The organism is Marinobacter sp. LM1 (assembly GCF_042763285.1).
Lineage (GTDB): Bacteria > Pseudomonadota > Gammaproteobacteria > Pseudomonadales > Oleiphilaceae > Marinobacter > Marinobacter nauticus.
Genome location: NZ_CP114373.1, coordinates 1,031,474 through 1,050,226 on the forward strand (window position 1 = coordinate 1,031,474; position 18,753 = coordinate 1,050,226).

14 protein-coding genes are annotated in these 18,753 nt (G+C 58.2%); 13 read left to right on the forward strand and 1 reads right to left on the reverse strand.

Translation table 11 applies throughout. The annotated features are described in order from the left end of the window. The first annotated feature begins 78 nt into the window (after positions 1-78). The 9 genes from OZ656_RS04800 (at position 79) to pdxJ (ending at position 10,145) form a co-directional block, all read left to right on the forward strand. Complete coding sequence (locus OZ656_RS04800; RefSeq protein ID WP_114433644.1) at positions 79-987, forward strand: LysR substrate-binding domain-containing protein; 909 nt, start codon at positions 79-81, stop codon at positions 985-987. 225 nt (positions 988-1,212) lie between these two features. Beyond that, a complete protein-coding gene (locus tag OZ656_RS04805; RefSeq protein ID WP_011785716.1) occupies positions 1,213-3,939 on the forward strand; it encodes an EAL domain-containing protein in 2,727 nt (908 codons plus the stop codon). A 104-nt stretch (positions 3,940-4,043) separates the two neighbouring features. After that, a complete protein-coding gene (gene lepA / locus OZ656_RS04810; RefSeq protein WP_011785715.1) occupies positions 4,044-5,846 on the forward strand; it encodes a translation elongation factor 4 in 1,803 nt (600 codons plus the stop codon). 12 nt (positions 5,847-5,858) lie between these two features. Then, complete coding sequence (gene lepB / locus OZ656_RS04815; RefSeq protein ID WP_011785714.1) at positions 5,859-6,650, forward strand: signal peptidase I; 792 nt, start codon at positions 5,859-5,861, stop codon at positions 6,648-6,650. A gap of 26 nt (positions 6,651-6,676) precedes the next feature. After that, a complete protein-coding gene (locus tag OZ656_RS04820; RefSeq protein WP_011785713.1) occupies positions 6,677-7,063 on the forward strand; it encodes a DUF4845 domain-containing protein in 387 nt (128 codons plus the stop codon). Continuing rightward, on the forward strand, positions 7,060-7,749 hold the full coding sequence (gene rnc, locus OZ656_RS04825) for a ribonuclease III (RefSeq protein ID WP_011785712.1): 690 nt from the start codon (positions 7,060-7,062) through the stop codon (positions 7,747-7,749). Before OZ656_RS04820 ends, rnc begins: the two co-directional genes overlap by 4 nt. Continuing rightward, positions 7,749-8,666, forward strand: coding sequence for a GTPase Era (gene era / locus OZ656_RS04830; protein WP_011785711.1), 918 nt, complete (start codon positions 7,749-7,751; stop codon positions 8,664-8,666). The genes rnc and era overlap by 1 nt, the downstream gene beginning before the upstream one ends. A 7-nt stretch (positions 8,667-8,673) precedes the next feature. Further along, positions 8,674-9,414, forward strand: coding sequence for a DNA repair protein RecO (gene recO / locus OZ656_RS04835; RefSeq protein WP_153741216.1), 741 nt, complete (start codon positions 8,674-8,676; stop codon positions 9,412-9,414). Further along, positions 9,411-10,145 (forward strand): pyridoxine 5'-phosphate synthase, encoded by a 735-nt coding sequence (gene pdxJ, locus OZ656_RS04840; RefSeq protein WP_014420775.1) that lies wholly within the window; start codon positions 9,411-9,413, stop codon positions 10,143-10,145. Before recO ends, pdxJ begins: the two co-directional genes overlap by 4 nt. Positions 10,146-10,152: 7 nt before the next feature. On the opposite strand, the gene OZ656_RS04845 is transcribed toward pdxJ, so the two are convergent. Further along, positions 10,153-13,023 carry an ATP-binding protein gene (locus OZ656_RS04845; RefSeq protein ID WP_278350026.1) on the reverse strand — a complete coding sequence of 957 codons (2,871 nt, stop codon included), beginning with the start codon at positions 13,021-13,023 and terminating at the stop codon, positions 10,153-10,155. 219 nt (positions 13,024-13,242) lie between these two features. Between OZ656_RS04845 and cysM the strand changes: the two genes are divergently transcribed. The 4 genes from cysM to mazG all read left to right on the forward strand — a co-directional run bounded on the left by cysM (position 13,243) and on the right by mazG (position 18,664). Further along, complete coding sequence (gene cysM, locus OZ656_RS04850; RefSeq protein WP_121208440.1) at positions 13,243-14,136, forward strand: cysteine synthase CysM; 894 nt, start codon at positions 13,243-13,245, stop codon at positions 14,134-14,136. 26 nt (positions 14,137-14,162) lie between these two features. After that, on the forward strand, positions 14,163-15,512 hold the full coding sequence (gene rlmD / locus OZ656_RS04855; RefSeq protein WP_153741218.1) for a 23S rRNA (uracil(1939)-C(5))-methyltransferase RlmD: 1,350 nt from the start codon (positions 14,163-14,165) through the stop codon (positions 15,510-15,512). A gap of 78 nt (positions 15,513-15,590) precedes the next feature. Continuing rightward, a complete protein-coding gene (relA, locus tag OZ656_RS04860; protein WP_114433638.1) occupies positions 15,591-17,828 on the forward strand; it encodes a GTP diphosphokinase in 2,238 nt (745 codons plus the stop codon). After that, complete coding sequence (gene mazG, locus OZ656_RS04865) at positions 17,825-18,664, forward strand: nucleoside triphosphate pyrophosphohydrolase (RefSeq protein ID WP_278350025.1); 840 nt, start codon at positions 17,825-17,827, stop codon at positions 18,662-18,664. The genes relA and mazG overlap by 4 nt, the downstream gene beginning before the upstream one ends. The last annotated feature ends 89 nt before the right edge of the window (positions 18,665-18,753 follow it).

Consider the following 18,753-nt stretch of genomic DNA (forward strand, 5'->3'; position numbering starts at 1 on the left):
ATTGATAATCGCTGTTTTTATCAAATCACCTTTACGTATGTGTAATAATCGGCTGACGCAAAGCAAAAAGGGATAATCATGTATCGCTGGGAAGGGGTAAACGAGTTTGTGGCGGTTGCCGAAACCGAGAGTTTCACGCGTGCCGCGAAGCGACTGGGCGTGTCGACGGCACAGGTCAGTCGTCAGGTCAGTGCCCTGGAGGCCCGCTTATCGACCCGGTTGTTCTACCGCACCACACGCCGGGTGTCGGTAACCGAGGCCGGACAGATCTTTTACCAGCACTGCCGGCAGGTACTTGATGCCCTGGAGCAGGCGGAACGCTCTATTACCAACATGCAGCTGGTCCCGCGAGGCCGGCTGAGGCTGACTGCGCCGGTGACCTATGGAGAGAAATCCATTGCGCCGCTGGTCAATGACTTCGTTTTGCGATACCCCGAACTCGACGTGGACATGAAGCTTACCAACCAGACACTGGATCTGGTCGCTGAGGGGTACGATCTTGCCGTACGCATGGGAAAGCTGCAGGATTCGACCTTGATGGCCCGGCGTCTCGCATCCCGAACCCTATACGTGTGTGCCTCGCCGGATTATCTCGCCACGCACGGCACGCCTCACTCGTTGTCCGAACTGGCGAACCACAACTGCCTGCTGGGAAACCTGGATTACTGGCGCTTCCAGGAATTGGGCCAGCCGCGCAACGTGCGGGTAACGGGGAACATCCGTTGCGACAGTGGCAGGGCCCTGCTTGATGCCGCCCTCAAGGGGATTGGCATTGTTCAGCTACCGGATTACTACGTTCAGAGCGCACTGGATTCCAGGCTGTTGATTCCGCTGCTGACCCATTATCAGGAAGACGATGACGGTATCTGGGCGGTGTATCCCCATAACCGTCATCTGTCGCCAAAGGTGCGACTGCTGCTGGATTTTTTTGCCGAATCCCTGAAACCTGGCAGTTGTCCGCTGGACGCACCAAGCGTGGATTATTAGGCAATGAACCGCTTGGATCGTGTATTCAAAGAACGGCGCTTTGCGACCGTAGCTCCCGTCTGTACCTCCGCAAGCCAGCCTGAATTCCAAAGGGTGTCAGGAGCGCCGACCAAGCTGTCGGCCACACCTCAGCGCCAACGGCCGGCCAAACTGTGGGTTCAAGAACACTTTTGTTATACTCGCCGGATTCGACAATAAACCGGGTCATGGAATGGGCCGAACACGATGATGACCAAAAAGGATCTTCCCCTCCGTCAGTTGCTGAAGCTGCGCAATTCCTGGATCGCCTGGGTGGTATTCCTGGTGTCTGTGGTTGCGACGGTATTGCTTTGGCAGGTCTCCATCCGGCTGGTTGAAGATCGCACCGAGGCCCGATTCCGCACTCAGTCCCTGCAGCTTAAGACCGCGATTGAAGAACGCTTGCTCAATTACGAACAGGTTCTTGCCGGCAGTGCCGGTCTGTTTGCTGTCACCGGTAAAGTCACACGCGATCAGTGGAAAGAGTACGTCGACAACGTCGATATCAATCGTTATTACCCTGGCATTGAGGGTATCGGCTACGTGGAGCGTATTGGTGTCCGCGAAATGGCCGATCACATTGCCTCGGTTCGGGCGGAGGGGCTTTACAATTATCTGGTCAAGCCCCTGGGTACCGGGCCCTATTACTATCCCATGGTTTATCTGGAGCCGGGCACCGAGCGTAATCGCAAGGCGCTGGGTTATGACGCTTTCAGTGACCCCATCCACCGTACTGCCATGGAACAGGCCAGGGATGACGCTATCCCGACGGTCACCGGCAAGGTTGTGCTGGTGCAGGAGTCTGTCGCCGAGGATCAGGCCGGTTTTCTGATGTATTACCCCGTCTTCCAGGGTGGTGAGATTCCGGAGATCCGGGCCGAGCGCCGTATGATGCTGGCCGGGTACGTGTTCAGTGCCTTCCGTATGAACAACCTGATTGACGGTATTGTCGGCCTGATATCGCCGTTTCTGGATGTGCGCATCTACGACAGCGGGGTGGTGGCAAGGGACACCCTGATGTATGGCTCCAATCTCGGTTCGCTGGACAACGAATTCAGCTTTGAGATGAGCCAGACGATCAGACACGGTGGCCGGGAATGGCTGCTGCAGACCCGTTCCACGCCAGCCTTTGATTATCTCGCCGCCGACCCGCGCCCTCCCATTGTTCTCGGCTCTGGCCTGGCCATCAGTTTGCTGCTCTGGCTTTTTGTTCTGGCCCTGATTCGCTCCCGGCTGATTGCTCAGGTCAGTGCCGGCCGTTATCGCGCCATTACCGAGGGTGCAGCCAACGTTACCCTGGTCATGGATCGTCGAGGGCGCCCGCTGTATGCGAGCCCGTCCAGTCGTGACATCCTGGGATTCGATCCGGACAAGGTGGAAGCCCTGGAATTCGAGAAGCTGGTGCATATGGATGACTGGTCGCACCTGCAAAGAGGCTTTGAAGAGTCCATGGCCTCCCCGGGCAAACAGATGCCGGTGGTGCGTGCCCGGGTACGCGATGCCGATGGCCAGTGGCGTGATATGGAAGGCACCTTCACCGCGATGCTCTCGGTGCCTGGCGTCAACGGTGTGGTTCTGAGCCTTCGGGATCTTACCCAGCTAAAGGCAGCTCAGTCCGAACTGCACCGACTGGCGTTCTATGATCCGCTGACCGGGCTCGCCAACCGGCAGCTGTTCCGGGATCGGTTGAATCACGTGGTTCGTCGCAGCCGCCGAAGTGGCGAGGCGGCAGCCCTGATGTTCCTTGATCTGGACGGTTTCAAACGAATCAACGATACCTTGGGGCACGATGCCGGTGACGAACTCCTGCGTCAGGTCGCACAATGGCTGGAAGGCTGTGTCCGTGAGGAAGATTCCGTGGCCCGGCTCGGTGGCGACGAATTTGTGGTGTTGTTGTCCCGGATCAGCGGCTCCGAAGCCGCTGGCAAAGTGGCAGAAAACATTCTGCGGCGCCTGTGCCAGCGTATTCGCCTGAACGACCATGAAGTGGGTGTGACCGTCAGCATCGGTATCACCATGATCCCTCACGATAGTGAGGATGCAGGCGCGCTGATGAAATATGCCGACCTGGCCATGTATCGCGCCAAGGAGCTGGGGCGCAACACGTATCAGTTCTTCACGCCGGCCATGAACATCCAGGCCGCCCGTCGCCTGCTGCAGCAGGAAGAACTGGCCACGGCACTCGATGGCGACCGGTTTGTCCTGCACTACCAGCCAAAAGTGGATCTGGCTACTCAGCGGGTGATCGGTGTTGAGGCTTTCCTGCGCTGGCATCATCCGGAAAAAGGTCTGGTCTCGGCCCAGCAGTTCATCACCCTGGCAGAAGAAACCGGGTTGATCATCCGCCTGGGCGAGCTGGCCCTGCGGCAAGCCTGTATCCAGGTCCAGGCGCTTGAGCGGGCCGGGTTCGAGTCGCTGAAGATGGCGGTGAACTTCTCGGTGCGTCAGCTGACGGACTCCGGCTTCCTGGACATGATCCGGCGGGTGATTACCGAGACGGGAGTCTCTCCCGAGCGGCTGGAGCTGGAAATGCCGGCGGAGTTGCTCAATGAAGACCCGAGAATGTTGCGGGAATTGCTGGTGTCGCTGAACGACCTGGGCGTGTGCCTGATTCTGGATGATTTCGGTACCGGCTCCTGCTCACTGGTGGCGCTGCAGCAATTGCCGCTGGATGTGATCAAGATTGATCATCGCTTCATTCGCGACATTCCCTATAACGTCAGTGCCACCGATGTGGCGTCGGCGGTGATCGCCCTGGCTCACAAGCTGCACCTGACGGTGGTGGCGGAAGGGGTGGAAACGCTACAGCAGCTGACGTTCCTGAAATCCGCCGGTTGCGCCCAGTGCCAGGGCAATCTGTTCAGCTATCCGCTGGACGAAGATGCCCTGATCGGATTCCTGATCCGGCAGTACGAGAAGCCGCTTATTTCCTGATCATGGCAATGGCGGCCTGTAACCGGTAAAATCACGCCGTTCCCGGATCCCGGTAGCGGCCCCTCCGGGCTCAATCCTACGTCTTATATGAGTAATCATTGTCTGTGACTGAACTGAGCCGAATCCGTAACTTTTCCATTATTGCCCACATCGACCACGGTAAATCCACGCTGGCGGATCGTTTTATCCAGATCTGCGGTGGCCTGACAGACCGTGAAATGGCCGAACAGGTCCTGGACTCCATGGATCTGGAGCGGGAACGCGGGATCACCATCAAGGCCCAGAGCGTTACGCTCAACTACAAGGCAAAGGATGGGGAAACCTACAAACTGAATTTCATCGATACCCCGGGCCACGTGGATTTCTCCTACGAGGTGTCCCGCTCACTGTACGCCTGTGAAGGGGCGCTGCTGGTGGTGGATGCCGGTCAGGGTGTGGAAGCCCAGTCGGTGGCCAACTGCTACACCGCTATCGAACAGGGCCTTGAGGTGGTGCCGGTCCTGAACAAGATGGACCTGCCCCAGGCCGAGCCCGAGCGGGTTGCGGCGGAAATTGAAGACATTATCGGCATTGACGCTTCCGATGCCGTGCGCTGCAGTGCCAAAAGCGGACTGGGTGTTGAGGATGTACTCGAGGATCTGATCAAAAAGATTCCGCCCCCCAAGGGTGATCGCAGCGCGCCGTTGCAGGCACTGATTATTGATTCCTGGTTTGATAACTACCTGGGCGTGGTGTCACTGGTTCGGGTGACCGAAGGTGTACTGCGTAAAGGCGACAAGATCGTTATCAAGTCCACCAAGAAAGCCTGGAACGCCGACAAGGTCGGTGTCTTCAATCCCAAGCCCACCGACACTGATGTGCTTGAAGCGGGTGACGTCGGTTTCGTCGTTGCGGGAATCAAGGATATCCACGGTGCGCCGGTGGGTGACACCATCGTGCACCAGAAGTTTGCGGAAGAAACCCCGATGCTGCCGGGGTTCAAGAAAGTCAAACCCCAGGTATACGCCGGTCTGTTCCCGGTCAGCGCCGACGATTATGACGATTTCCGGGATGCCCTGGAAAAGCTCACCCTCAACGACGCCTCGCTGTTCTTTGAGCCCGAGAACTCGGATGCTCTGGGCTTCGGTTTCCGCTGTGGTTTCCTGGGCATGCTGCACATGGAGATCATCCAGGAGCGGCTGGAACGAGAGTACGACCTGGATCTGATTACCACGGCGCCGACGGTAATCTATGAAGTGGTCACCAAGCAGGGTGAGACTCTGTCGGTGGACAACCCATCACGGCTTCCGGATATTGGTTCCATCGAAGAAATGCGTGAGCCCATTGTCGAGGCCAACATCCTGGTACCCCAGGAGCACCTCGGTAATGTCATTGCCCTGTGTGAAGAAAAGCGCGGTGTGCAGAAGAACATGCACTTCATGTCCACACAGGTACAGCTCACCTACGAGCTGCCGATGGCGGAAGTGGTGATGGACTTCTTTGACCGGATCAAATCGGCCAGCCGTGGCTTTGCGTCATTGGATTACCACTTTGTCCGTTTCCAGAGTGCCAACCTGGTTCGACTGGATGTGCTGATCAACGGGGATCGTGTCGACGCCCTGGCGCTGATTGTGCACCGGGATCTGTCCCACCGCAAAGGGCGCCAGTTGATCGAGAAGATGAAAGAGCTGATCCCGCGTCAGATGTTTGATATTGCCATTCAGGCTGCCATTGGTACCCAGGTGGTCTCCCGGGTAACGGTCAAGGCCCTGCGCAAGAACGTAACGGCGAAGTGTTACGGTGGCGACGTCAGCCGTAAAAAGAAACTGCTTCAGAAGCAGAAGGAAGGTAAAAAACGCATGAAGCAGCTGGGTAATGTCGAGGTGCCTCAGGAAGCGTTTCTTGCTGTATTGAAAGTGGATAACTAAAAAGGCACCTGGATGGACATCGATTTTCCACTGGTACTGGTGGTTCTGACCTTCGTGACCGGAGCGGTCTGGCTGGCGGACATCGCGTTCCTGAGAAAGCGTCGGCTTGCCGGCGCAGAGCAGGGTGGCCAGGTAGACGAATCAGCCGATGAGTTCGAGGACCGGGAACCCTGGCTGGTGGATATCAGCCGCTCATTTTTCCCCGTGCTGGCGGTAGTCCTGGTGCTTCGGTCGTTCCTGATCGAGCCGTTCCAGATCCCCTCAGGCTCCATGTTACCGACCCTCGAAGTGGGGGATTTTATTCTGGTCAACAAGTACGCCTATGGCCTGCGCCTGCCGGTGGCCGGTACCAAGATTGTTGAGATCGGCGATCCGGAGCGGGGTGATGTCATGGTGTTCCGTTATCCTGAGGATGGCAGCACCAATTACATCAAGCGGGTGGTCGGCCTGCCGGGCGATCATATTCGTTACCGCAACAAGCAACTGTTCATCAATGATGAGCCGGTTCCCCGGGATTTCGTTGCGCGCTTGCCCCCCATGGAACGCTGGCGGGAACAGTTGGGTGAGGTTGAACATGATCTGTACCTGACCATGGGGCGGGTGAGCGGTTCCGGTGAGGGAGAATGGGTTGTTCCTGAAGGCCATTACTTTGTCATGGGCGATAACCGCGACAACAGTAACGACAGCCGTTTCTGGGGCACGGTGCCGGATGAGATGGTGGTGGGCAAGGCCTTTGCCATCTGGATGCACTGGAAATCACTGACAAGTCTGCCATCTTTTGATCGGGTGGGTGGCATCCAATAATTCTGATGGTTCCGGAGTACAAGACGATGAGAAGACACTATCCCGCAGGCCTGACCACTCAGCAGGGCGGCGCTTTGACGATGATGATCATGGCTCTGTTCTTTGGTGGCCTGCTGACTCTGGCGATCAAGATCGGGCCGGCCTACCTGGATGACTTTACCATCCAGGAGGCTCTGGAAAGCCTGGATGGTACCGACGGCCTGTCACAGATGGGGCCTGCGCAGGTGCGCAGCCTGATTAACAAGCGCCTGAGTGTGAATAATGTTGACGGTTTTGATCCAAAGAACATCTCCGTTGAAAAAAATGGCGAACTGGTCGTGATCAAGGTGGATTACGAGGTTCGCAATAACATCTTCCGGAACGTGGACACCGTTGTGCACTTCCAGCACGAGTATGAGTTTCAGGGCCAGTGAGTTCACAACCAGACCTAGACCAACTTCAGCGCCGCATTGGCTACCAGTTCAAGGAACCGGAGCGGCTTCTGCTGGCGCTGACCCATCGCAGTTTTGGCAACCAGAATAACGAACGTCTTGAGTTTCTGGGCGATTCTATCGTGAACATGGTGATCGCCGAATATCTGTATCTTCATTTCGAGAAGGCCCGGGAAGGGCAGTTGAGCCGGCTTCGGGCCCGTATGGTCAAGGGGGTTACCCTCGCCGAGATCGGTCGTGAATTTCAGTTGGGCCAGTATCTGAGGCTCGGTTCGGGAGAGCTGAAAAGTGGTGGTTTCCGCCGTGAGTCCATACTCGCCGATGCCGTGGAATCCATTATCGGGGCCATTTATCTGGACAGCGACTTTCATACCTGTCGGGCTCAGGTGTTACGCTGGTTTGAACAGCGCTTGGCAAACCTGGATATTCAGGACACCCAGAAAGATCCGAAAACCCGGTTGCAGGAGTACCTGCAGTCCAGGCAATTTCCGTTGCCGCGCTATGAAGTAATTTCTGTTGACGGCGAGGCCCACAACCAGACTTTCCATGTCTCCTGCGCCTTGCCCTCGCTGGACCGTAAAACCACCGGCACTGGCAGTAGTCGACGTGTTGCTGAACAGCAGGCCGCCCGAAATGCACTCAAGCAACTGGGTGTGGAGAATTCCTGATGACTGATATTACCCGCCCGGAAAACCCGGAAAGCCGCTGTGGTTTCGTCGCCATTGTCGGCCGGCCGAATGTGGGCAAGTCCACACTGCTCAATCACATCCTTGGCCAGAAGCTGAGCATCACCTCACGGAAGCCACAGACCACCAGGCATCAGGTGCTCGGTATCAAGACAGAGGGCCCGGTACAGGCCATTTATGTCGATACACCGGGCATGCATGAGGATGAGCCCCGTGCCCTGAACCGCTATATGAACAAGGCGGCCGCGTCCGCCCTGATCGACGTGGATGTGGTGGTCTTCGTGGTGGATCAGCTGGCGTGGACCAGTGCCGATGAGATGGTGCTGGAGAAGCTCAAGCGGGTAAAGTGCCCGGTTATCCTGGCGGTCAACAAAGTCGACAAGCTGGAGAAACGGGAGCTGTTGTTGCCCCATCTGGAGGCTCTGTCCAAAAAGCGGGACTTTGCCGAGATCATTCCTCTTTCGGCACTGAAAGAGACCAATCTGGAGCCGCTGGAATCGGCTGTTGGCCGCTTCCTGCCCGAAAGTGTCCACTTCTACCCCGATGATCAGATCACAGACCGCAGTGAACGCTTTATGGCGGCCGAAATGGTCCGGGAGAAAATCACTCGTCAACTGGGCGCTGAACTGCCGTATTCCGTGGCAGTGGAGATTGAAGAGTTCAAGCACCAGGGCAATACCCTGCATGTTTCGGCACTGATTCTGGTCGAACGGGAAGGCCAGAAGAAAATCATCATTGGCGATAAGGGTGAGCGCCTGCGCAGTATCGGTCAGGAAGCCCGGGTTGATATGGAGCGGATGTTCGGATCCAAGGTGATGCTCCGGCTCTGGGTCAAGGTCAAGCGAGGCTGGGCTGACAGCGACAGGGCTTTGAAAAGCCTGGGCATGAGCGATTTCTGAGGCCGCCATGAAGGGCGCGGTGCAGCAAGAGCCCGCTTATGTGGTCCATCGGCGACCCTGGCGCGAAACCGCCTTGCTGGTGGATCTGTTTACTCTGAATCACGGCCGCATGAGTGTGGTTGCCCGAGGCGCCAACAGCACCAAGAGCCCGCTCAAGGCCCAGCTTCAGCCATTCCAGCCGTTATTAGTGGACTGGACCGGCAAAAGTGAGCTGAAAACCCTGGTGCAGCTGGAAGTGCGCAGTGCGCCAGCGGTCAGCCAACCCCGCGCGTTGTACAGTGGTTTCTACATTAATGAACTGGTTCAGCGGGTGTTACCGGTGGCCGATCCCTCCCCCGCGTTGTTTGCCAGCTACATTGAAACCCTGCAGGCCCTGGCGGATCTGTCTTCACAGGACGATGTGGAGCCGTTGCTGAGGCGTTTTGAGCGCGCATTTGCCGCCTCGCTGGGCTACGATTTTGCCTGGGACGAAACCACGGATACCGGTATGTCTGTACAGGCGGGGGAGCTCTATGGCTACGACCCGGGCCAGGGGATCGTTTCCAATCTCGCGCCCGAGCTGCCATTGCGCCAATTGCCGGGTGAGGCATTGCTGGCACTGGCGGCCGGCGATTTCATGAGTGAAGCGCCCCGTAAAACCGCCAAGCGCGTCATGCGGGTGCTGGTGGATTACCTTTTGCAGGGCCGGCCGCTGCACAGCCGTTCCCTGTTCAGTCATTCGAATCCGTCATCTGGGAGAGAATCATGAATACCCGAGTCCTGCTTGGAGTGAATATTGATCATGTGGCCACCTTGCGTCAGGCCCGGGGCACCCGTTACCCGGACCCCGTGCAGGCGGCGTTGGTGGCGGAAGAAGCCGGTGCTGATGGCATCACCATTCACCCCCGTGAGGATCGCCGGCATATCCAGGACCGGGATGTGCTGCTGTTGCGGGAAGTACTGCAGACCAAAATGAATCTGGAAATGGCGGTGACAGACGCCATGCTGGCGTTCGCCGAGCAGGTGCGCCCGGAATGTGTCTGCCTGGTGCCGGAAAAACGCGAGGAGCTCACCACCGAAGGTGGACTGGATGTGGATGGCCAGGAAGAGCGCGTGGCCAAGGCCTGTGATCGTCTGGCAAAAATCGGCGCCGAGGTTTCGTTGTTTATCGATCCGGACCCGGTACAGATCGACGCGGCGGTGCGCTGCGGTGCGCCGGTGGTTGAGTTGCATACCGGTGAATATGCCGAGGCCGGGGAACCCGAAGCGGTGGAAGCCTCATTCAAAGTGCTTGCCGATGCCGTGGCCTATGCCCGCAAGAAGGGGCTGATTGTGAATGCCGGCCATGGTCTGCATTACCACAACACCGAGCGGGTGGCCGCTATTCCGGGTATCAATGAACTGAACATCGGCCATGCGATCATCGCCCGTGCCGTCTTTACCGGCCTGAAAGATGCGGTCCGGGACATGAAGGCGATTCTTGACCGGGCCAGGGCCTGATCAACAGTCAGGTGGTTTCCGGCTGGCGCTGCTGTTCCCGGAACAGTTGCTGCCAGTCGGTCTGCTCACTCCAGATCTGCAGCCGCTCCATGGCCGAAATCAGTTGATCTTTTAACAGCTCTCGATCCGGAGCCTCGCACTTCAGGGCGGTCTCGAACCGGTTGGCGGCTGTGCGCAGTTCGGGAACGCCGCAGTAGCGGGTGGCCCCGTGAAGCTTATGCACGCACTCAAGCAGGGGCTCGTTGCCACCGGTCTGCCAGAGCGCCTGAATCCGGTCGATATCGGTGTGTAACTGCTCCAGCAACATACTGAACAGCTCCTCCGCCAGATCGGCCTTGCCCGCCGCCAGTTGAATGCTCTCCTCTACACTGACGCAGTCCTGCTGCATCCGGCGATTTGACGGCCGCAGTGTCCGGCGGGTATCCCGTACTTCGGAAATCCGGAAGCGGTCGGCGCTATTGGTACAGTCGTAGCCGGTGTATTCGCGAATCAGTTCCACCAGTTGGCTGCTGCTGATCGGCTTGGGCATATAGCCGTCGAAGCCTTGTTGCGCCAGCCGTTCCTGTTCGTCCGCCAGAGCGTGGGCGGTCAGGGCAATAATGGGGGTGTGGTGTGAGCCGCTGTCCAGATCACGGATGCGGGCCGTGGTTTCCACGCCGTCCATCCCCGGCATCTGCAGGTCCATGAACACCAGGTCAAACGCCTTCTGACGCACCTTGGTCAATGCCTCGAATCCGCTGGAGGCGCCTTCGGCTTCCAGGCGGCAGTCATTGAGCAAGGTCATTACCAGTTTCAGGTTGGCTTCGTTATCGTCCACCGCCAGAATGCGGGGCGTGCCTGAGCCGCTGTTCTGCCTCAACGGTAGCGCGGCTTCCGGCGCGCTTCGATTACCCGACTGAATGCCATGGATCAGCAGCAGCAGTTCATCGTAGAGGGCGTCCCGGCAGACCGGTTTGGTCAGGTGGCCGCTGGCCAGGCCCGACAGCGGCGTGTCGTGGGTTTCCAGAGTGGGCGTCAGCAACAGGGTGCGGCAGTCGCGTTCCACTTCCAGGGAACGCACCAGGTTGCAGTACTGGCTGGAGTTGAGCAGGTGGCGGGTAATGCCGATGATGGCGCCGGCGTAGCCTTCCTGCCTCCGTTGCGCCTCTTCTATCTGTTCCTGCAGTGCTCCGGGTGAGGCAACCCGTTCAACGGCCACGCCCCAGTCCCTTAACAGGTGCTCCACCGCCAGCCCGGTGGTCTTCTGGTGTTCGAGATAGATGATCTTTTCGCCCCGGAGCGCCTCTTTGGGGCTGGAGCTGTCGCCGGTTGAGGACAGTTCCGGCGTCAGGGTAAACCAGAACGTGGAACCTTTGCCCAGCTCACTTTCCAGGCCGATCTTGCCGCCCATTTCTTCCACCAGCCGTTTGGAGATGGCCAGCCCCAGACCGGTACCGCCATACTGCCGGGCAGTGGAGGCATCGGCCTGGCTGAAGGCGTTAAACAGTGACTGCTGCTGGGCACGTGACAGACCAACGCCGGAATCGGTGATGCTCAGGCGCAGAGTAACCCGGTTATTCTCGGTATCTTCGTCTTCCAGACTCGCCCGTAATACCACTTCGCCGGTCTGGGTGAACTTGATGGCATTGTTCACCAGGTTGGTGATCACCTGCTTGACTCGCAGCGGATCCCCCATGATGTTGTCCGGTACATCGTTGTAGACCAGTGGCACCAGGTCCAGGTTTTTAGCGTGGGCAGCCGGTGCCAGCATGACCATCACTTCCTCAACGATATCCCGGAGCTGGAACGGCACGCGGTCCAGTATCAGTTTGCCGGCTTCGATCTTGGAGAAATCCAGAATGTCGTTAATGATGGTCAGCAGGATTTCCGAGGATTTGCGGATGGTGTTCAGGTGGTCGCGCTGCTGGCGGGGCAGTGGGCTTTTCAGCAACAGCTCGGTGAAGCCGATGATGCCGTTCAGCGGCGTCCGGATTTCATGGGACATGTTGGCCAGGAACTCGGATTTGATCCGGCTCGCTTCCAGTGCTTCCTTGCGGGCAAAGTCCAGTTCGATATTCTGGATTTCAATGGTCTCCAGGGTCTCCCGCAGGTCTTCGGTGGCCTGGTCAATGTTCTGTTGCATTTCGGCCTGGGCCTTACTCAATTCCGAGGCCATATCATTGAGCCCCGACTCCAGCTGTTCGAACTCCGGGCCGGCACTGGTGTAAACCCGGGTGTCGAGCTTGCCTTCCTTGAGTTTGGCTACGGCTTCGTTGAGCTGGAATACCGGGTCGGTGAAGGCACGGCTCAGCCGCAGCGCGATGGCAAGACTGAGCAGGACACCACCGATCACCAGCAGCAGCGAGATCAGCAGCGCCTTGTAGGTTTCCTTTTCCGTGCGCACGTGGGACATCTCTACGGCAACCCAGCCCAGCGGGGCCTGGCGTTCCGCCGCAGACTGGCGGGCGTCCGGGTCCAGCATGGTCTCGATCATCAGATCCTGAAGGTGAACCGGCGTGACAAAACGAGTGCTGCTGTCGTGGGTCACCCGGACCGGCTGGTTGGGTTCCAGCGGTGCCATCGCCACGGTTTCAGCGCTGCCCGGGCCGGTATGAAGCATGCGCTGGCCATCGCTGCCATAGAAGGTGATGGAGCGAACATCCTGTTCTTCAAGAAGGGCGTTGGAGAGGCTGCTCAGCAGGCTGCGATTGGCCGTGAACAGGCCGTATTCAGAGCCTGCGGCAAGCTGTCGGGACAGGGACTCACCGCGATCCTTCAGCAGGTTCTCAATGTTGTTCACCCAGCTGTAGGTAAAGAATAGTCCTAACAACAGCGTGGTGAGCAGGGTGGGAACCAGAGTTACCACCAGTACTTTCTTGCGAATGCCCCAACGTCGCATACCGTGTTCCTGTAAAATTACCTTGTCCGCCGGCAGGACACGCCTGCTGGTGGATACTTCCATGTCAGCATAGCTGAACGGCAATGATATAACCGTGGCCGTTATCCCGGAAACAGACAGTTATAGCCGCAGGTCATGGATATAGCGACAAGCTGTATTGGGACAAGGCGGCCATAACGCGTATGATTCGAATCCGAAAGTGTATCACAGGGTATCAATATGATTTTCCCCACCATTGAAGATTATGTCGGCCATACACCCCTGGTGCGTCTGCAGCGTCTGCCGGGAGACACCAGTAACGTCATCCTGGCAAAACTGGAGGGGAACAACCCGGCAGGTTCGGTGAAAGACCGGCCGGCTTTGAGCATGATCCAGGAGGCTGAACGCCGGGGCGAGATCAAGCCCGGGGACACCCTGATTGAAGCCACCTCCGGCAATACCGGTATCGCGCTGGCCATGGCTGCGGCCATCAAGGGCTACCGAATGGTGCTGATCATGCCTGATAACCTGAGTGAGGAGCGCCGGGCCTCCATGCGTGCATACGGCGCCCAGGTGGTGAACGTTTCCCGTGAGCAGGGCATGGAAGGCGCCCGGGATCTGGCCATTCGAATGGAGGCCGAGGGTAAGGGCAAGGTTCTGGACCAGTTCAGCAATGCCGATAACCCTTCGGCCCACTATCACACCACGGGCCCGGAAATCTGGGAGCAGACCGCCGGGCGGGTTACGCACTTTGTCAGCTCCATGGGTACTACCGGTACCATCATGGGTGTGTCCCGTTACCTGAAAGAGCGCAATCCCGATATCCGAATTATCGGCCTGCAGCCAGAGGATGGGGCTTCGATTCCGGGTATCCGCCGCTGGCCGGAGGCTTACCTGCCGAAAATCTACGATGCCAGCCGGGTAGACCTGGTTCTGGATATTGGCCAGCAGGAAGCCGAGGACACCATGCGGGCACTGGCCGAGCGAGAGGGCATTTTCTGTGGTGTGTCCTCCGGCGGCGCCATTGCAGCGGCCCTGAAATTGTCCCGTGAGGTTGAAAACGCCGTGATCGTGGCCATTATCTGTGACCGCGGAGACCGTTACCTCTCCACCGGTGTGTTTCCCGGCGCCTGAGTGGCCCCCAATCAAGAGAATTCTATATGAGTAAGCGTCGCCGCAAGGTTCTGCCCAAGGAGCCCGTGCGTTGTGAAATCGAGACCCTGAGCCACGATGGCCGGGGCATTGCCCGCGCTGATGGCAAAACCCAGTTTGTTGACGGAGCCCTGCCGGGCGAAACCGTGATGGCCAAAATGGTCAGCACCCGCAGCCGGTTTGATGAGCTGCGCACAACCGAAGTGCTGGAAGCAGCCCCTGACCGCCAGCAGCCACCCTGTGAGTTTGCCGATCTTTGCGGTGGTTGCAGTCTTCAGCACATGAGCGCCGATGCCCAGATACGGTTCAAGGAAAATACCCTGCGCGAGCATTTTGCCCACTTTGGGGGCATTGAACCGGAGCAGTGGGTGGCTCCGATGCGTTCTCCGGATAGCCTCGGCTATCGTCGCAAGGCGCGGCTGGGCGTACGTTATGTGAAGGCCCGGGAGTCGGTGCTGGTTGGTTTCCGGGAGAAGCGCAACAGCTTTCTGACCGACATTGACCGCTGCGTGGTACTGGATCCCCGGATCGGTGAGCGAATCGAGCCTCTTCGGGAGTTGCTACATGGCATGGCGGCATTTGACCGGATTGCCCAGGTAGAAGTGGCCTGTGGCGATGATACGGCTGCCATGGTGTTCCGGAACATGGATGACCTGGTGCCGGACGACCGGGAAAAGCTGATCGCCTTTGGTCAGGCCCATGACTTGCATATCTATCTGCAGCCCAAGGGCCCGGACACCGTGCACCGGATCTGGCCGGAATCCGGCGGGCGGGACGATGAACGCCTGACCTATCGTATGGATGAGTTTGACCTCACCATGGCCTTCCATCCTATGGACTTTACCCAGGTGAACGCCGGCATCAACCGCAATATGGTACACCGTGCGGTCGAGTGGCTGGACGTCCAGCCCGGAGAGCGGGTACTGGATCTGTTCTGCGGCCTGGGCAACTTTACACTGCCACTGGCCCGCAAGGGCGGGCAGGTTGTGGGTGTGGAAGGCGACGATGCCATGGTGGTTCGCGGCCGTGAAAACGCCCGCCTGAACGATCTCTCCAATGTGGAATTCCACGGGGCAGATCTGCACGGGGATTTCACCGGGCAATCCTGGGCAAAAGAGGGTTTTGACAAGATTCTGATCGATCCACCTCGTTCAGGCGCGGAGGAGATTTGTAAGTATCTGACTGCTTTCGGTGCCAACCGCATTGTTTACGTGTCCTGCAACCCCGCTACCCTGGCGCGGGATGCCGGGGTGATGGTGCGCAATGGTTATCAGCTGGTACAGGCCGGTGTGATGGATATGTTCCCCCATACCACCCACGTTGAGTCCATTGCGTTGTTTGAGCGTAGCGCAGACTGACCGGGTTTCGGGGGTATGCAACGGAACGGCCAGGATGGCCGTGAGAATAACCGAAAAACAAATGGGTAAAGCTCTGCCATGGTAAAAGTTCGGGAAGACTATTCGATCAGCGGTGACGGCGAGGTCGATATAGACCGCTGCGTGCAGCACATCGCTGAACAGACTCATCTCGAGGATCCGGATCAGCTTCGGCGGGCTTGTGAGAAAGCCGCCCAGATCGCCGTTCAGGCGTTCAGGGAAGACCGTTTGTGGGCGCCCGGAGCCAGCAGTTTCCGGACCGGTCTGGAAATGGCGCAGGTTTTGGCAGAGCTGCATCTTGATCAGGCCAGCCTGGTTGCCGCCGTGCTCTATCGGGCGGTGCGGGAAGAACGGGTGCCGCTTGAAGAGGTTCGCAAGGAATTCGGCGATGAAGTGGCGGGGCTGATTAACGGCGTGCAGCAGATGGCTGCGATTTCGTCCATCCATCATCCGCTCAAGGGCAATGTCCTGGGGCAGAGCGAAGGCCAGTTGGACAATGTCCGCAAGATGCTGGTCACCATGATTGATGACGTTCGGGTGGCGCTCATCAAACTGGCAGAGCGCACCTGCGCTATCCGCGCAGTGAAAGATGCGCCGGAAGAAAAACGCATGCGCGTGGCCCGGGAAGTCTTCGACATCTATGCTCCGTTGGCGCACAGGCTCGGTATCGGCCACATCAAATGGGAGCTGGAAGATCTCTCGTTCCGCTACTTGCATGGCTCCGCGTACAAGAAAATCGCCAAGTTGCTGGATGAGAAACGGCTGGACCGTGAAAGCTACATCCGCCGGGTGATTGATACCCTGCAAACCGAGCTCAAGGCTTCCGGTATCAAGGCCGAGCTCAGCGGGCGGGCCAAGCACATCTACAGTATCTGGCGGAAGATGCGTCGTAAGGGAATCGATTTTTCCCAGGTATACGATGTCCGTGCCGTGCGCATTCTGGTGCCGGAAGTGCGTGATTGCTATGGCGCGCTGGGGATTGTTCACACCCTGTGGCGCCACATTCCCAACGAGTTCGATGACTACATTGCCAACCCCAAGGAGAACGGTTATCAGTCGCTGCACACGGCGGTGATCGGCCCGGAAGGCAAGGTCATGGAGGTGCAGATTCGCACCCATGCCATGCATGAAGAAGCGGAACTGGGCGTATGTGCCCACTGGCTGTACAAGGGCACCGATACCAGGAACAAATCCACCGGCTACGACGCCAAGATCAACTGGTTGCGCCAGGTTCTGGAGTGGCAGGAGGAGCTGGGCGACATTTCCGGACTGGCGGATCATCTGAAATCAGACGTGGCCTCAGACCGGGTGTATGTGTTTACGCCGGAAGGCCATGTGGTAGACCTGCCCCAGGGCGCCACGCCGGTGGATTTTGCCTACCGGGTGCATACCGAAATTGGTCATGCCTGCCGGGGTGCCAGGGTGAACAGCCGCATCGTTCCGCTGACTTACCCGCTCAAGACCGGGGATCAGGTATTTATTCTGACTTCCAACAATCCGGCTCCCAGCAGGGACTGGCTCAACCCGAGCCTGGGCTATATTCAGACGTCCAGGGCCCGGGCGAAGGTTACACACTGGTTCAAACAGCAGAACCGTGACCGCAATGTCATTGACGGCCGCGCTATTCTGGAAGACGAGTTCAAGCGCCTGTCGCTGTTTGATGTGGAGCTGGAACAACTGGCGGCCAAGGTCAACTACCACAGCATTGATGATATGTTTGCCGCCATCGGGGCGGGAGATCTGCGGCCTACTCATGTGGCCAATGTGGCTCAGCAACTGTTGGAGCCCCGGTCTGAACAGCTGGATCTTAAGCTGACCCCGAACCGGAAAAAGCCCTACGACACTGAATCCGATATCCAGATACTTGGTGTTGGCAAGCTGAAAACTCAGGTGGCCAAGTGTTGCAAGCCGCTGCCCGGCGACCCGATCGGGGGATACATCACCGTGGGCCGCGGCGTGACCGTGCACCGCCAGGACTGCCTCACGTTCCTGAACCTGCGGGAATTTGAACCGAACCGCATCATTGAAGTGAACTGGGGCGGGCAGCCCGCGGCGGTCTATCCGGTGGATATCGAAATTGAGGCCTACGATCGATCCGGTCTGCTGCGTGACATCACCCAGGTGCTGTCTTCGTCCCGCAGTGATGTGTTGTCTCTCAACACCGTGACCAACAAAGACGAGAACACGGCCACTATGCGGGTGACGGTGGAAATCTCCAGCCTGGAGCAGTTGGCGCGGCTGCTGGCCCAGATTCGGAACCTGCCGAACATCATCGACGTAAGGCGGAAACGCGGATGAGTTACAGCATCGAAGATCTGAAACACCTGATGGCCCGGCTCCGGGATCCGGACACCGGTTGCCCCTGGGACACCAAACAGACCTTTGCCAGCATCGTGCCCCACACGATTGAAGAAGCTTACGAAGTCGCTGATGCCATCGAGCAGGAGGATTTCCCACATCTGAAAGACGAACTGGGAGATCTTCTTTTCCAGGTCATCTTCTATGCCCGCATGGGAGAAGAAGCCGGACACTTTGAGTTTGATGGCATTGTTGACCATTTGGTTCGCAAGCTGGTTCGGCGCCATCCCCACGTGTTTCCGGGGGGCACGCTGGAGAGCCGTATCGATCCGGATAATCGGCCTGACGAAGCCTGGATCAAGGAAAGCTGGGAGCGCATCAAGGCTGAAGAGCGTGCTGAGAAGCCGGTGGCGGATACTCCGGCCAGTCGTCTGGACGGCATCGCCCGTACGCTGCCGGCCATGGCCCGGGCAGAAAAACTGCAACGGCGTGCGACCCGGCACGGCTTCGACTGGCCGGATATCGGCCCGGTGTTCGACAAACTTCACGAAGAGATCGACGAGCTCAAGGAAGCCTGGCAAATGGCCGAGGCCGGTACCGGAGATCGGGATGCGGTTGAGGACGAGCTGGGCGACCTGCTGTTTGTTTGCGTGAATCTGGCACGTTTCCTGAAAGTAAATCCTGAGCAGGCCCTGAAGCGAACCAATCACAAGTTTGATGCCCGGTTCCGTGCCATTGAGCGGGTGCTGGAAAAAGAAGGTCGTAATCTGGATGAAGAAACCCTGGAAGCGCTGGATGCCGTGTGGCAGAGCGTGAAAGGGGTGGAAAAGGAGTAGGGAAGCGGAACTGGAAACTGTCACCGATAGGTACAATCCGTTACCAATTTTCCGTCACCGGCCTGTCATTCTTCGTCTACACTTCCGGG

What these genes read in the sequence shown, in the direction of transcription:
- recO (WP_153741216.1), top strand. Translation starts at nt 8,674, where the DNA reads ATGAAGGGCGCGGTGCAGCAAGAGCCCGCTTATGTGGTCCATCGGCGA.
- pdxJ (WP_014420775.1), top strand. Translation starts at nt 9,411, where the DNA reads ATGAATACCCGAGTCCTGCTTGGAGTGAATATTGATCATGTGGCCACC.
- relA (WP_114433638.1), top strand. Translation starts at nt 15,591, where the DNA reads ATGGTAAAAGTTCGGGAAGACTATTCGATCAGCGGTGACGGCGAGGTC.
- cysM (WP_121208440.1), top strand. Translation starts at nt 13,243, where the DNA reads ATGATTTTCCCCACCATTGAAGATTATGTCGGCCATACACCCCTGGTG.
- mazG (WP_278350025.1), top strand. Translation starts at nt 17,825, where the DNA reads ATGAGTTACAGCATCGAAGATCTGAAACACCTGATGGCCCGGCTCCGG.
- OZ656_RS04805 (WP_011785716.1), top strand. Translation starts at nt 1,213, where the DNA reads ATGATGACCAAAAAGGATCTTCCCCTCCGTCAGTTGCTGAAGCTGCGC.
- rlmD (WP_153741218.1), top strand. Translation starts at nt 14,163, where the DNA reads ATGAGTAAGCGTCGCCGCAAGGTTCTGCCCAAGGAGCCCGTGCGTTGT.
- era (WP_011785711.1), top strand. Translation starts at nt 7,749, where the DNA reads ATGACTGATATTACCCGCCCGGAAAACCCGGAAAGCCGCTGTGGTTTC.
- OZ656_RS04820 (WP_011785713.1), top strand. Translation starts at nt 6,677, where the DNA reads ATGAGAAGACACTATCCCGCAGGCCTGACCACTCAGCAGGGCGGCGCT.
- OZ656_RS04800 (WP_114433644.1), top strand. Translation starts at nt 79, where the DNA reads ATGTATCGCTGGGAAGGGGTAAACGAGTTTGTGGCGGTTGCCGAAACC.
- lepB (WP_011785714.1), top strand. Translation starts at nt 5,859, where the DNA reads ATGGACATCGATTTTCCACTGGTACTGGTGGTTCTGACCTTCGTGACC.
- OZ656_RS04845 (WP_278350026.1), bottom strand. Translation starts at nt 13,023, where the DNA reads ATGCGACGTTGGGGCATTCGCAAGAAAGTACTGGTGGTAACTCTGGTT.